Below are 13,978 nucleotides of genomic sequence, written 5' to 3'. Positions count from 1 at the left end.
CCAGGCCGAATAGCCCAGTCCGAGATGATCGTTCATCACCGGGAACAGGAAGGTGATGGCGAAGGTCGAACTCCACAGCACGACACTGCCGACGCCCATGCCGACACCACGCACCCGCAGCGGGAAGATCTCCGCCATCATCACCCACACCACCGCGCCCCAACCCAATTCGTAACCCGCGAGATAGACATTGAGCAGAATCAGCGTGGTGAGGCCGGTAATGGTGTGATTGTGCACGCCGAGCACGATGGCGCCGAGCAGGAACAGGGACGAGGCCATACACACATTGCCGAGCAGCAGCAAAGGCTTTCGGCCCCAACGGTCCACGACGAAGATCACCCAGGCGGTGAATGCGACCTTGATCGCACCGAGCACAATGGACGCCAGCAGTGATGTCGAATTTCCGAAGCCGAGGTCCTTGAACATGGTCGGCGCGTACACATTCACGGCATTGACGCCCGAGAACTGTTGTCCGACAGCCAGAATAAGCGCCACCACCAAAGCGGGCCGCGCCCACGGTGCCAACAGATCGCGCAGCCGCCCCTTCTGCCGCTCATCCAATCGAATGACCGAACGAATGCTGCTGATCTCGGATTCGATCTCATCGGCGCGATGGGTACCCGCCAGCACGGCGCGCGCTTCCTCCTCACGTCCGGCATGGACAAGCCAGCGCGGCGTCTCCGGCAGCACCGACATGCCCGCCAGCAGTGCCACAGCGGGAATCGCCGCGACCGCGAACATCATGCGCCAGTTACCGCTGCCGGACAGTGCCCAGTCCACGATGTAGGCGATCAGGATGCCCGAGACGATCATCAGCTGGTTCAACGTCGACAATGCACCGCGTGCCCTGGTCGGGGCCAGTTCGGACAGGTAGGTGGGCACCGTCGCCGACGAACACCCCACCGCGATACCGGTAATGAAACGGGCGATCACCAGCGCCGTCACATTGGGCGCGAGCGCGCAGCCAAGTGCGCCGACCGCGAAAACCGCGGCCGCCGACATGATGGTTCGCCGCCGTCCCAGCCGATCGGTGATCCGTCCGGCAATGGCCGCGCCGATCACCGCACCGGCGGCCAGACAGCCACCGATCACACCCTGTGTCACCGAGGACAGATGCCAGGACTTCTTGATGAACAACAGCACACCGGAGATGACCCCGAGGTCGTAACCGAAGAGAATGCCGCCGAGAGCGCCGAAGAAATAGAGAAATTTGACATTGGACGCGAGCGCCGATTTCGGTGCCGTCGTCATTGTTTTGAATTGCATTGTGCTGCACTTCTTTCGCGGTGGAGCAAAGTGCCATCAGCGTCACATGCCGATGGTGCGAAGTTCGGAGAAAGACGATTCCGTCTGGGTATCGGGTGATGCGTTTTCGGCGGCGGTCAGAGCGGATTCGGTTTGCCGAGTGGCGTTTCCACGAACGGACCACCGATAAGCCACGGGCCGGGATCGCCGACAGCCGCAATATCGGCGGCGAACTGTTCGGCGTCATCCAGGCTGTGGTAGCCGAGTTCTGCGGCCTCGGCCAGAGATACGACCGCGCGGGTATTGCGGGAGACGCCCCAGATCACCCGGTAGCCGGGACGCTCGGCGGCCAGGCAGGCCTCGAAGAGTCGCGCGCAATCATCGGGGGACAACCACATCGACAGCCCGCGCGCATCATGGGGGCGCTCGAAACACGAGCCGATCCGGATGCAGATCACATCCATGCCGAAGCGGGAGTGGTAGAGACTGCCGAGCGCCTCGACGGCCACTTTGCTGACACCGTAATAGGTATCGGGCCGGGGTGAGGCGTCACCGGGAATCGGGTCATCGCCCACGGCGCGGAATCCCACGGCATGATTGCTCGAGGCGAGCACGACCCGCGGCACACCGGCCTGCCGCGCCGCTTCCAGAACCGTATGCGTGCCATCGATATTGACGGCGAGCACGTTGTCCCAGCTGTCTTCTCGGCTGATCCCGCCGAGATGGATGATCGCATCCACATCCCGGCAGGCCGCGGCCATGGTGGCCGGATCGGTCAGCGATCCGGTGACGAGTTCGACCCGTTCACCTGGGAAAGGCGCGGAGAGCCCGGCCAGATCCAATAGCCGCAGAACGCGATCGGGACGCCGTAGGCGGGGCCGGATGAGCGTGCCGATTCCGCCGCCAGCGCCGGTAATGAGAATTCGGTGATCATTCATGCGGCATCGGTCTCGCTCATATAGCCGGAAATGCCGACAGAAATGCTGGTTTCGCACATTTGTCCTCCTGTGTGCGAGCGGAAGTGTGGGGTAGGTCACTTCCGCTCGAACGTGTCAGAAGGGTATTGCGCTGGATTGATGCGTGTCCAAGACCGTTTCTGTATCGACCGATGCCGTAGCGGCATCGGTCGATCGCCTACTTCACCAGCGAGACGTCCCCGTCGCGCTCCAGCTTGGAATGCATCCGCGAGTACCCGAAGTACACCGCGAGGCCGATCACCAGCCACACCGCGAAGCGCAGCCACGTCTCCCACGGCAGCGACCAGATCAGGTAGATCGAGAAGCCGATGCCGACCAGCGGCACGACCGGCATGAGCGGCAACTTGAACGCGCGCGGCTGATCGGGTCGGGTGCGGCGCAGCACCATGACCGCGACGGAGACCACGATGAAGGCCATCAGAATGCCGATATTCGTCAGCTCGGCGACCACGGTGATATCGAGCAGTCCGGCCATGGTCGCGGATCCGATGCCGACGATCCAGGTCACCCGCGTCGGCACCTTGCGGACCGGATGCGTCTTGGCGAACCACTCCGGCAGCAGCCCGTCGCGGCTCATCGCGAACCACACTCGGGTCACCCCGAGCATGAAGGTGAGCACCACGGTGACAATGCCGACGATGGCGCCGATCGCGATGACATTCGCTACGCCCGGCATGCCGACCGATTCGAAAGCAGTGGAGAAACCGCTGGTCGGGCTGATTTCGGTGTACTTCTGCATCCCGGTCAGCACGAGCGTTGCCAGCACGTACAGCACCATCGCGATGGCCAGCGAGTAGATGATCGCCTTGGGCAGATGCTTCTTGCCGTCGACGGATTCCTCAGCGGCGGTACTCATCGCGTCGTAGCCGAAGACGGCGAAGAAGACCGTTGCCGCACCGGTCCACACCGCGCCAACGCCGAACGGGAAATACGGGGTGTAGTTGGAGCTGTCGATGTGGAAGACACCGAGCACGATGATCAGTACGACCAGGGCGACCTTGATGCCGACGGCAACTGTCTCGAAGCGGCCGACGCTCTTGATGCCGCGCGAGAGCAACCACGCGGTGCCCAGACAGAACAGCACCGCGAAGACGTCGATCACGTGGCCCTCGCCGGTGCCGTGCGCGCCCATCATCCAATCGGGCAGCGTGATATCGACTTGTCCCAGTAGGAATTTGAAGTATCCGGAGACCCCGATCGCGACCACCGCCGCCACCGCGATGTACTCCAGCAGCAGATCCCAGCCGATGAACCAGCCCGCGATCTCGCCGAGGGAGACATAGCCGTAGGTGTAGGCGGATCCGGCCTTCGGCACCATCCCGGCGAATTCCGCGTAGCACAGTGCCGCGCAGGCGCTGGCGACACCGGCGATCAGGAACGAGATGAGCACCGCCGGGCCCGTGACGGAATGCGCGACCGAACCGGCCAGGGCGAATATGCCCGCGCCGATGATGCCGCCGACGCCGATCGCCGTGAGCTGCCACAGTCCGAGTGAGCGCTTCAGTTGCTCGTCCGCGGGCCCGGTCTCCTCCTCGATCTGCTCGAGGGGTTTGCGGCGCAACATCTGGCTGCGCAACTCCGCGAGGGACATGGGTCTTCCTTTCGTCCTCTGCGATACCCGACAGTGCAGTAACGCAGATCACATTCTGAGCAGCACTCAGCTAATCGGACCACAAACGCGCTGTGATCGGCGAGTTGGATAAATAAACTTCGGCGGCCTTGTCCGACTGCACAGACAAGGCCGCCGAGCTGGGGATCAGCGCTGGCTGCCCGGTCGCAGCGAGCGCAGGAAGAACGCCACATTGGCCGGGCGTTCGGCGAGTCGGCGCATGAAGTAGCCGTACCACTGATCGCCGTAGGGCACATAGACCCGAACGTGCCGCTCTTCGCGGACGAGTCGGCGCTGTTCGGCGTCGCGGATGCCGTAGAGCATCTGGAACTCGAAATCGTCGGAGCCGCGGCGGGTTGCTGTGGCGAACACCTCGGCGGCCTCGATGAGTGCCGGATCGTGGGTGGCGACCATCGGATAGCCGTTACCGTTCATCAGCACCCGCAGACAGTCCAGATAGGACTGGTCGACCTCGGCTCGGCTCTGATACGCCACCGACGCCGGTTCGCGATATGCGCCCTTGCACAGGCGAATTCGCGAGCCGGGACCGGAAAAGTATCGGCAGTCGGCCTCGGTGCGCCGCAGATAGGCCTGTAGGACGGTACCGAGCGACGGGAAGTCGGCGCGCAACTCCCGCACGATCGACAGAGTCGAATCGGTGGTCGTGTGATCCTCGGCGTCGATGGTGACCAGCACGCCCGCATCCGCTGCGGCAGTGCATATCTGGTGTGCGTGCTCGTGAGCGATCGCGTGACCGTCCGCGGGCAGAGACTGTCCCAGCGCCGAGAGCTTGAGCGAAACCTCCAGCGGCCCAACGCCTCCGGAATCGCGGAGCAACGTGAGTAACGACAGCAACGACAGATAGTGCGTCACCGTATTGCGCGCCTGCTCGATATCGGTGGTGTCCTCGCCGAGATAGTCGACGGTGATGTAGCGACCCGAACTCAGCAGATTCTCCACGGCCGCAACCGCATTCGGCTCGGATTCACCGGCGACGAAGCGATCCACCAGCTTCTTGGTGGTCGACATGCGGGTGACGGTGCGCTCCATGCGCGGCGAGCGCGAGGCGGCCAGCATGGCGGGGCGAAGCAGACCGGAAATGGCCATCAGATCTCCTCGGGTGCCTGGTGCGGATAGGTGTGCTCGGTCGGCGGGACGAAGGTCTCCTTGATGGTGCGGGCGGAGGTCCAGCGCAACAGATTCTGCGGCGAGCCTGCCTTGTCATTGGTGCCCGACGCCCGAGATCCGCCGAAGGGCTGTTGACCGACGACCGCGCCGGTGGGCTTGTCGTTGATGTAGAAGTTGCCAGCGGTGAATCGCAGAGTCTCGGTCGCCTCGGCCACGGCATTGCGGTCGTCGGCGATGATCGCGCCGGTCAGGCCGTAGGCCGAACCGCCGTCGACCAGTTCGAGTGCCGCCTCGAAGGATCCGGCGATCGAATCGTCGTAGACGTGGATCGCGAGAATCGGGCCGAAGTATTCGGTACTGAATGCCTCGTCAGTGGGGTCGTCGCCGAGCAGGATGGTCGGGTCGACGAAATATCCGACGGTGTCGTCGGTATGTCCGCCCGCCGCGATGGTCAAACCCGAGGTGGCCTTGGCGCGGGCGATGGCATCGGCATTGCGATCGAAGGCACGCTGGTCGATGACCGCGCCGCCGAAGTTCGCGAAATCGGTGACATCGCCGTAGCTCAGCGCACCGACCTTATCGATGAGATCGCGGCCCATCTTTGCCCACACCGACTTCGGGACGAACGCGCGCGAGGCGGCCGAGCACTTCTGGCCCTGATAGTCGAACGCGCCGCGGATCAGCGCGGTGGTCAGTACATCCGGATCCGCCGAGCTGTGCGCCAGCACGAAATCCTTACCGCCGGTTTCACCGACCAGCCGCGGATAGGTGTTGTAGTCGGCGATATTCATCGCCACCGAACGCCACAGATGCTGGAAAGTCGCGGTCGAACCGGTGAAGTGAATGCCCGCCAGCCGTCGATCGGTCAGCGCGACATCGGAGATCTTCGGACCCGCGCCGTGCACCATATTGATGACACCGGGCGGTAGACCCGCGGCCTCCAGCAGTTTCATCGTCCAATACGCGGCCACCGCCTGGGTGGGCGACGGCTTCCACAGGACCGTATTGCCCATCAGGGCGGGCGCGGTCGGCAGATTGCCCGCGATCGCGGTGAAGTTGAACGGGGTGATCGCGTAGACGAAGCCCTCGAGTGGGCGATACTCGACCTTGTTCCATACACCCGGGGTCGAGATCGGCTGGTCGGCCAGGATCTGCCGGGCGAAATGGACATTGAAGCGCCAGAAGTCGACCAGTTCGCACGGTGCGTCGATCTCGGCCTGGTAGGCGGTCTTGGATTGCCCCAACATGGTTGCGGCGGCAATGGTTTCGCGCCACGGACCGGACAGCAGATCGGCGGCGCGCAGGAAGATCGCGGCGCGATCCTCGAAGGACAGCGCCCGCCAGCCGGGTGCGGCGGCGGAGGCGGCGGCGATCGCATCCGCGACATCGCCGGCCTCGGCGGTGGTGAGGGTGCCGAGTACGGCGGCATGATTGTGCGGCTGCACGACGTCGATGCTCTTACCCGAGGTGCGTCGGTGCTCGCCGCCGATGACATGGTGGATCTCGGTCGGCGTCGCGGCGAGTTCGCTCAGTTTCGCCCGCAGTCGTGCGCGTTCGGCGCTGCCCGGTGCGAAGGTGCCGACCGGCTCGTTGGCCGGGCGTGGCGTGGACACGATGGCGTCCATGAGTCCTCCTTGCTGGTATATGACGGTGAGCCGAAGTCAACACGGCAAAACAGCCCGCAGAATCGGACAAGCGGACAAAGATGGGATGACCGGATTGGCGAGTCGTATGAAAGTGGGCAGTGGTCGTGGCTAGCGAGGGTGAGTTGGTGGCCGCGGACCTGGACCTGTTCGGATTGGCGCAGATGGTCGCCCAGAATGCGGGCGGGATGGTGTCCATCGAGGACCCGCAATCGCATGTGCTCGCGTATTCGGCCTCGGATCAGGCGGCCGACCAGCTGCGGGTGCTTTCGATCCTCGGCCGGGAGGGGCCGCGCGATTATCTGCGGGTGCTGCGCACGTGGGGGGTGTTCGATCGGCTGCGCGGTACCGACGATGTCATCGACATACCGGCGCACGAGGAGCTGGACATCAAGCGCCGCCTCGTGGTGAGCATTCGCGAGCAGTCCGAGGGGAGTGCGCCGCGGGTGCTCGGCTCGATCTGGTTGCAGCAGGGCGACCGGCCGTTCAAACCGGATGCCGCGGAGATCCTGCGCGGTGCGTCGGCCATTGCCGCCCGGCTGATTTCGCGCAGTCTGGACGCGCCGTCCACCGAGGCGCTGCTGATTCAGCGGCTGTTCGGAACGGGTGGTGGCACCGCCGATGTGCCCGCCGTGGCGAGTGCGTTGAATCTGTCGCTGACCGGTCCGGCCGCGGTGGTCGGCTTCGCGGTCGCGCCCGGTGTGAAGTCGCCCGCCGCCTTCGGCAATATGCTTCGATTGCGCGCCAGCTCATTTCGCGGCGATTCGGTGACGACCATCCTCGGTGATCGGGTGTATGTGCTACTGCCGCAATACCGTTCGGCGCATGCCGTGACGGCGTGGACACGTCAGCTGGTCGAACAGCTCGAAGCCGAATTCGAATTGCGCGCCGCCATCGCCTGTCCCATACCGGATCTGGCCCATGTCGCGGGCGCGCGCTCCGAGGTGGACCGGGTCCTCGACAGCACGGCCGCGACCTATCCGCGCGGCCGGGTGACCACGCTGGCCGAATCGCGCACCGCGGTACTGCTCGGCGAAATCCTCGACCTCGTCGGCACACGGCCGGAACTGCACGATCCGCGCCTGCGCAAGTTGCTGGACTACGACCGCAAGCATTCCGCGAATCTGTGCGAGAGCGTCGAGACGTATCTGCGTGAACACGGCGATGTGCGCAATGCCGCGACGGCGCTGCAGGTGCATCCGAATACCCTGCGATACCGGATCCGCCGGGTCGAGGACATCCTCGGGATGGACCTGACCGATCCCGCCGATCGCCTGCTGCTCGAACTCCAACTCGCCCTGCGTCGCCGAGCGCCCGAATAGGCGCGCACGCGAGCGATGATTTTTCCGGCTTCGGTCCGTCTGATCTGGTGACACGGCATCAATAACCGACCAAGGAGATACCGATGCGGAAAATCACCGCCGGACTGTTCATCGCACTCGACGGCGTCGTCGAGAACCCCCAGGATTGGCACTTCCCGTACTTCAACGAGGAGATGGCCACGGCCGTCGACAGTCAGCTCGGCGCGGCCGATACGCTGCTGCTGGGCCGCAAGACCTACGAGGGTTTCGCCGGGGCATGGCCGGAGCGGGAGGCCGCGGGCGATGTGGACGCCGAGATGGCAAAGAAGCTCGGCGACGCGCGCAAGATCGTGGTCACGCATCAGGATCTCACCTTCACCTGGCGCAATTCCGAAGTGCTGAAAGGTGATCTGGCGGAGGCCGTCGCGGCGCTGAAGGATGAGCCCGGCGACGCACCCATCGGCATCAGCGGATCGGTATCGGTTGTCCGCCAACTGCTCGAGGTCGGGCTCTTGGACGAGCTGCACCTGCTGGTGCACCCGATCGCGGTGCGCAAGGGCCTGCGATTGTTCGAGGAGACCGGCGCTGCGCTTCCGCTGCAACTGCTTTCGTCCAATACTTTCGAAACCGGCGTCGTCCATCTGGTGTACGCCAAGGCGGCGGCCGAAGGTACCGAAGAGTACGAGTACGCGAAACAGTTCCTGCCCCAAGAGGATTAGAAAGACGTCGAGTGGCATATGCCCCTGTGGGCATATGCCACTCGGGCGTCGCAACCGCGGAACTATGGTCTTCGCTTCGATCATTCCGCGTCGAGGACCTTGCGTGCGCGGCTGTAATTCTCGTTGCGCTCTGCGCTTCCGTTGCTTCCGCCGTTGATCGTATGCGTGATCGCGTCGATGTCCGATTTATCCGCATCTTCGTTCAAATCCTTGGAATCCCAATACCATCCAGCAGTAGCGAAGGCGTACTTCGGGTCTTCGGCCAGGTCGGGGTTTTTGACGAAATCGACCTCGAGGGCGTCGCTTGCCTTCCGGTAGTTGGCACGCCCGGTCAGTTGCAGCGCGCCTCGGCCGTGAAAGATGGCGCCGTCACCCGACTGCTCGTTTCCGAGGTCTTTGCGTGTCCCGTAGTTCCTCTCGAAATAGGCCTTGTCACCGTATTCTTCGAGGGTCTTCAGATTGTCGGTCTCCACTCCGACCTGCGCAAGGAAAGCGGCCGCACGTTTGGGCGTATCGATCCCGTAGTCACGCATCGCCTGATCGAGGTAGGGGAGGTATTTTTTCAGCGTGGACTCGGGGGTGTGGGGGAAGATCTTTTCGAGTTGTGCCAAGGTCACGGGGCTCATCTGCCCGGCCCGTTCCGAGTTGGTTCCGATGATGTCGACGAAGTCCTTCTCCACATGCAGGACTCTCGTGACAATGTCGGTCAACAGCGACTTTTCCTCACTCGCTGTCAACCTGCCCGATCGTGCGGAGACCGCCAGCGAGGCCGCTTGCAGTACCAGCCCCAGCATTTGCGCCTCGTCGCGGATCTCCTTGGCCATCTTCGCGTTATCGCCCGCGACATCCCCAACTTTGCCGGAGAGCTCGGCATCCCGCTCTTTCAAACCCGCGGTCAGCTCCGACAATTCTGCAGATTTCGTGTTGTAATGCGCGGTCACCACGGATTTGTTGGCCACGTCGTAGAGGTTCGCCGCATCGAGCAACGCCGTCAGATCCGGAATATCGGAGGGGTTTCCGGTGCCGAGCTGATCGACCATCAATCGAAATGCGGTTCGAGCGAATTCGACTGCGCGTCGGACAGTCTCCGAAACACCCGGCGGCGCGGCGAGCTTGTCGATCTGCGCGCGTGCGCCCGCCACTATCGGCGATACGGTCGGCTTTTGTCCTTTCGGCGGTAGCAGTCCGTATTGCGCTCCCGCCCAAGGATCACCGGAGATGGGGTCGTACTGGGAGCCCATCCGCGGAATTCTCGCACAGTCGGTTGGGCGCTTTCGCATCTCGACTCCCCAGCGGTGGGCGTTGCACGCTGATCGCGCTACTCGGTCAGCACCTGCCGGTGCGCGGGATCGTCAGGGACCAAGCGGTTTCGGTGGGTATGGGCGTAGTGACTGTCAGGTCTGCGCCATAGCCGACAAGTGTTTCCGACAACGGTTCGGGCTCGTGCTCCGCCATCGCGAGATCGGTTGGTGTCCACGTGATTTCGTGCATGACGATGGCGAATTGGCGGTCGTCGAGGATGACGTTTACCCGGATGTCCTCGGCGACCGCACGCTGGCGCATTGTCTGCAGTACCCGTTCCACGACTTCGAGCGCAGCGGATGTGAGAGCCGGATCGAGGTCGTTGACCGGTCCGGCGAAGCCGACTTGGGACTGTGCGCCGAGCGCCTCGGCGGCCTCGCTGGCGAGTTCCATGACCTCCGTGCGGAATGGGGTCTCGATTTCGAGGTCCGAGGCGAGTTCCGCGACGGTGTCGCGGATGTGATCGATGACGGCGTCGAGTTCTTGGACCGCGTCGTCGATGCGGTCGGCGACGGCGGGCACACGGGCCAAGGGACGGATCCCGCTCAATCGCATCCCGATGCCGAACAGTTGATCGATCACCGTGCGGTGCAGTTCGTGGGCGATGCGGTCGCGTTCGTGGATGATCCGCAAGGCCCGCAGTCGTTTCTCGGCCAGCCGGAGGTCGACCAGATTGTCCACCCGTGCTCGGAGTTCGGTGACCTCGAAAGGTTTCCGCAGATAGTCGTTGGCCCCGGCACGCAGCAGATCCAGCCGCGACTGCTCGTCTGCGCGTGCGCTGACGATGAGTACCGGGGTGTTGCGCAACTCGTGGTCGGCGCGGACCTCGTGCAGAAGTTCGTCGCCGCTCATGCCCGGCATCATGAGGTCGCACACGATCAGATCCGGCTTGTGTGCTCGGGCCAGCCGCAGTCCCGTGCCACCGTTGTCGGCGGCGATGACCCGATAGGACTCGGAGAGCGCCTCCCGAATCAGTGCGTTGAGGTCGGCATTGTCCTCGACGACAATGACCGACGGTTTCGGTTCCGACTCATCCGATCCGGTATCCGCGTATGTGGTGCGTTCGCGGCTCTCGGGCGTCAGCTCGGCAATCAGCGCGTCGGCGGCGTAACCTGCGCGAGTCGGTGTGGGCTCGGTGGCCGAGCGGCGGACCGGGGTGCCCGGTGGGGCGGCTCGCGGCAGCTCGATCACGATCATCGCGCCGCCCTCCGGTGCGTCGGCGATAGTGATGTCACCACGCTGCAAGCGCACCAGGTCACGGACGATGCTGAGGCCCAAACCCGTGCCGCCCACCGCGCGGGTCGCCGCGCCATCGACCTGACGGAACCGCTCCAAGACCGCGGTGCGATACGACGCCGGTATGCCTGGGCCGCTATCGGCGATCTCGATGATCACATCGTCATCGGCAGGGCGTACGGTGCAGCGGATAATGCCGCCTTCGGGGACGAATTTGAAGGCGTTGGACAGCAGATTCAGCAGAATGCGCTGCAGGTGCTCGGGATCGAGTGCGGCGGGGACGGGCTGCGGCGCGTCGACGGCCAGGCGGATGCCGCGGTCGACCGCCATGGACTCGAAGAAGGCCGAGCCGAGCCGCACCTGCTCGGTGACATCGATCCAGGCGTAATCGGGTCGTATGGCGCCCGACTCCAGCTTCGAGGCGTCGAGCAGATCATCAATCTGACGCTGCAGTATGCGCGCATTGCGCAGGATCAGCTCGAGGTCGTCGCGGTCGGCGGGCGTGCACCGGTCGAGCAACTTCTGGGTCGGCGCCAAGATCAACATGAGCGGGGTTCGCAGCTCGTGGCTGATATTGGCGACGAACTGGCTCTTCAGTTCGTCGAGTTCCTTCGCGCGCGCGTACAACTGAGTCAGCTCGATATTGGCCTCCTTGAGCTGCCTGCTGGTTTCGGCGACATCACGGGCTCGGGCGAACACCTCCTGTTCCATCTCCTGGCTCGAAGCCCGCAGCGCGGCCGTTTCCTCTCGTTTCGCCGCGTCGGATGCTTCGAGCCGGATGAAATCGGTGACATCCTCGACGCGGTGGATGACATAGCGCAGCTCGCCGTCGGCACCGAGGACCGGGGAGTTGGTCGGACTCCAGAATCGCGGTTCGAAGGTGCCGTCGGGCTTGCGGATGTCGTAGCGCTGAACCGGCATCGCATCGATGACCCGGTTCCGCAGCACCCGTTCCAGCGATACCCGCAGGTTACGGACACCTTCTGCCGACGAATCATCCGGATTGTCCGGAAATGCCTTGAAAATGTGCTTGCCGAGGAGGTCCTGTCGTTCGGTCATCGTCGCGGTGGCATATGCGTCGGTCACCGCGACGATGCACAGGTCGGCGTCGAGTACCAGGTACAGACCTGGTGCGGACTCGAAAACGGCGCGGAAATCGATCTCCACGGACACACGTCGACTCTATCCCGAACGTGCGGCCACCGATATGAGCAGGTCAGGCCTGTACCGGCGCCTCGGACTCACCGGTCTCGACGACCGTTCGCCTGGGTCCGGTGAACCAGTGTCTGGCCGACGCGAGCCACCAGACGCCGATCGTGCCCACCACGCCGACCAGGGTGATCGGTGCGTAATTGACGGTGTTCCAAGTGAATTCGCTGTTCCACGGATAGCCGCGGTCATCGGTCGGCAGGATGAACAGCAGGCTGATCAGCACGATCCAGATCAGGGCGATGATGCCGACGGGGCGATACCAGGGGCCGAGTTGCCAAGGGCCGGTGTGGAATCGGCCGCCGTGCAGTTGGCGCAGCAGGATAGGGATGCCGTAGGCGATATAGAGGCCGATGGTGGCGACGGAGGTGGCCGCCGCGTATGCGGTCGGCGCGTTCTCCGCGGGCACCAGCATCGACGGGATCAGCAGGACGAAGGAGAAGAACGAGATGAACAGCACCGCGTGCACCGGCACCTTGCGGGCCGAAAGTCGCGACCAGTAGGCCGATCCCGGCACCGCGCCGTCACGGGAGAAGGCGAACAGCATCCGTGAGGCCGAGGTGACCGAGGCGTAGCCGCAGAACAGCTGCGCGACCGCGGCGATGATCAGCAGCAGCCCGGACCAGAACGAATTCAGCGAGTTCTCCAGGATGTAGATCACGGGGTAGCCCTTGTTTTTCGTCGGATCGAGCGCATCGTCGAGATTCGGAATCGCGAAGGTCACCGCCATGATGAGCAGATAACCGGCGACGGCCGAGACGACAATGGTGTTGATGATGCCCTTGGCCGCTGTGCGCGCGGCATCGTGGGTCTCCTCCGACATGTGTGCCGATGCGTCGTAGCCGGTGAATGTGTACTGCGCGTGCAGCAGCCCGAGTAGAAAGCTGAACGCCACCCCGCCGAAGCCGACCGCGCTGTTGTCGACGGTTTCGGTGAAGACGAAGCCGACGCTCTGATGGTGGCTCGCGCCGAACCCGAGTACCACGACGAAGATCGCCACCCCGCCGACATGCCACCAGGCCGAGATATTGTTGATGACCGCGGACAGATGCGGGCCGATCGCATTCAGTACGGCGTGCAGGATCAGGATCGCCGTGAAGACCAAAAAGATTGCGGTGCGGTCGGTTCCGATATCGATGCCGATCACATTGAGCACCGCGGTGGTGAAGATGGCCGCGCCGTAGTCGATGGCGGCGGTCACCGCGATCTGGCCGATCAGGTTGAACCACCGGTGAACCAGCCCCAGACCGGCCCGCCCAATTCGGATGCCCACCAGTACAGACCGCCGGAAGTCGGGTAGGCCGAGGCCAATTCGGCCATCGCCAGGCCCACGAACAACACCATGACCGAGACCAGCGGCCAGCCCCACGCCATGGTGATCGGGCCGCCGTTGGCCAGACCGATGCCATAACTGGCCAATCCGCCGGTCAGGATGGACACGATGGTGAAGCTGATGGCGAAGTTGGAGAACCCGGACCAGGATCTCGCCAATTCCTGTTTGTAGCCGAGTTCGGCCAGGCGCCGTTCGTCATCGGATGGTGTGGTGGCTTCGGTCATGATCGCTCCCGGGTGAAAACGCCGCCCTCATACAGCGTTTGCCAGAAGCTAA

Annotated in this window: 8 protein-coding genes and 2 pseudogenes; 2 read left to right on the top strand and 8 right to left on the bottom strand. The window is 63.8% G+C overall.

The genetic code is table 11. The features are described from left to right. The 5 genes from NP3_RS03920 to pruA form a co-directional block, all read right to left on the bottom strand. On the bottom strand, positions 1–1,251 hold a 1,251-nt coding region (locus NP3_RS03920), incomplete at its 3' end, for a sugar porter family MFS transporter (protein ID WP_063037832.1). A gap of 131 nt (positions 1,252–1,382) precedes the next feature. Further along, complete coding sequence (locus NP3_RS03915) at positions 1,383–2,183, bottom strand: NAD-dependent epimerase/dehydratase family protein (RefSeq protein WP_063037830.1); 801 nt, start codon at positions 2,181–2,183, stop codon at positions 1,383–1,385. Positions 2,184–2,379: 196 nt separating this feature from the next. Then, complete coding sequence (locus NP3_RS03910; protein WP_063037828.1) at positions 2,380–3,813, bottom strand: amino acid permease; 1,434 nt, start codon at positions 3,811–3,813, stop codon at positions 2,380–2,382. Between the two features lie 165 nt (positions 3,814–3,978). Beyond that, complete coding sequence (locus tag NP3_RS03905; RefSeq protein WP_063037826.1) at positions 3,979–4,938, bottom strand: proline dehydrogenase family protein; 960 nt, start codon at positions 4,936–4,938, stop codon at positions 3,979–3,981. Continuing rightward, positions 4,938–6,584 (bottom strand): L-glutamate gamma-semialdehyde dehydrogenase, encoded by a 1,647-nt coding sequence (pruA, locus tag NP3_RS03900; RefSeq protein ID WP_063037824.1) that lies wholly within the window; start codon positions 6,582–6,584, stop codon positions 4,938–4,940. The genes NP3_RS03905 and pruA overlap by 1 nt, the downstream gene beginning before the upstream one ends. Before the next feature lie 143 nt (positions 6,585–6,727). Here pruA and NP3_RS03895 point away from each other — a divergent pair. Beyond that, positions 6,728–7,924: pseudogene (locus NP3_RS03895) on the top strand (PucR family transcriptional regulator); the annotation flags it as partial. Positions 7,925–8,007: 83 nt separating this feature from the next. Continuing rightward, positions 8,008–8,622 carry a dihydrofolate reductase family protein gene (locus NP3_RS03890; protein ID WP_063037822.1) on the top strand — a complete coding sequence of 205 codons (615 nt, stop codon included), beginning with the start codon at positions 8,008–8,010 and terminating at the stop codon, positions 8,620–8,622. Positions 8,623–8,702: 80 nt separating this feature from the next. Here NP3_RS03890 and NP3_RS46430 read toward each other — a convergent pair whose 3' ends face one another. The 3 genes and pseudogenes from NP3_RS46430 to NP3_RS03875 all read right to left on the bottom strand — a co-directional run bounded on the left by NP3_RS46430 (position 8,703) and on the right by NP3_RS03875 (position 13,926). After that, positions 8,703–9,863: a glycoside hydrolase family 19 protein gene (locus tag NP3_RS46430; RefSeq protein WP_063037820.1), complete on the bottom strand. Its 1,161-nt coding sequence runs from the start codon at positions 9,861–9,863 to the stop codon at positions 8,703–8,705. Between the two features lie 85 nt (positions 9,864–9,948). Next, the gene (locus NP3_RS03880; RefSeq protein WP_063037818.1) at positions 9,949–12,333 is read right to left on the bottom strand and encodes a response regulator; all 2,385 of its coding nucleotides are present in this window, start codon (positions 12,331–12,333) and stop codon (positions 9,949–9,951) included. A 43-nt stretch (positions 12,334–12,376) separates the two neighbouring features. Next, positions 12,377–13,926: pseudogene (locus NP3_RS03875) on the bottom strand (amino acid permease). Positions 13,927–13,978 lie beyond the last annotated feature (52 nt).

The sequence above is a fragment of the Nocardia pseudovaccinii NBRC 100343 genome, from assembly GCF_001613225.1.
Lineage (GTDB): Bacteria > Actinomycetota > Actinomycetes > Mycobacteriales > Mycobacteriaceae > Nocardia > Nocardia pseudovaccinii.
This window is presented reverse-complemented; position numbering and strand designations above follow the sequence as displayed.

Coding starts and splice junctions, on each gene's coding strand:
- NP3_RS46430 (WP_063037820.1), bottom strand. CDS start 9,863: ATGGGCTCCCAGTACGACCCCATCTCCGGTGATCCTTGGGCGGGAGCG.
- NP3_RS03905 (WP_063037826.1), bottom strand. CDS start 4,938: ATGGCCATTTCCGGTCTGCTTCGCCCCGCCATGCTGGCCGCCTCGCGC.
- NP3_RS03910 (WP_063037828.1), bottom strand. CDS start 3,813: ATGTCCCTCGCGGAGTTGCGCAGCCAGATGTTGCGCCGCAAACCCCTC.
- NP3_RS03915 (WP_063037830.1), bottom strand. CDS start 2,183: ATGAATGATCACCGAATTCTCATTACCGGCGCTGGCGGCGGAATCGGC.
- NP3_RS03890 (WP_063037822.1), top strand. CDS start 8,008: ATGCGGAAAATCACCGCCGGACTGTTCATCGCACTCGACGGCGTCGTC.
- pruA (WP_063037824.1), bottom strand. CDS start 6,584: ATGGACGCCATCGTGTCCACGCCACGCCCGGCCAACGAGCCGGTCGGC.